General features: G+C 38.4%; 1 protein-coding gene. It reads left to right on the forward strand.

The genetic code is table 11. The features are described from left to right. Positions 1-547, forward strand: a 547-nt coding sequence (locus IEX97_RS13425; RefSeq protein WP_188883580.1) for an SET domain-containing protein-lysine N-methyltransferase, incomplete at both ends; no start/stop codon positions are given.

A 547-nucleotide genomic window follows, 5' to 3' on the forward strand; every position in this document is an offset into this window, starting at 1 on the left:
CTGGTCAAGTATTTACACACCAGGAATTTGATCGGTATTTAGAAACCACCCCTGACGCTGACAGAAGTTATGCTATGATGATAGCTGATAAAATTATTGACGCTCGCATTAAGGGTAATTTTACTCGTTATATTAATTTTTCAGATAATCATGCAAATGTAGAATTCGTAAGTACTCAACTTGATAACCAAGAACGAGTTATATTAGTAGCAACAAGAAGAATAGCGCCTGGTGAGCAGCTATTAGTAGATTATAATACCTACGATGAGCGTGCCTCGAAATATTCTTATTTTTTAAATGCTCAGGATACCTGGCTTTCGACATTAGAATTTTATGAGGCCCACAGAAACCAGTACGAAAAACAAACCAGCCCTGAAGCCATTGATGCTATCGAATTAAGCCCAGGACAAAGTTATTATTCCACTCCCATCGGAAAACGAGTTCTTTGCAATGAGCCACTAACCTCAATTGGCCAAGTCTTCGCAGATGAAGTCAACCTTCCTTATATAAGATTAATGGATGATGTAATGATTGATGCCCTAGAGGC

This window comes from Paenalicyclobacillus cellulosilyticus (assembly GCF_014647315.1).
Lineage (GTDB): Bacteria > Bacillota > Bacilli > Alicyclobacillales > Alicyclobacillaceae > Alicyclobacillus_J > Alicyclobacillus_J cellulosilyticus.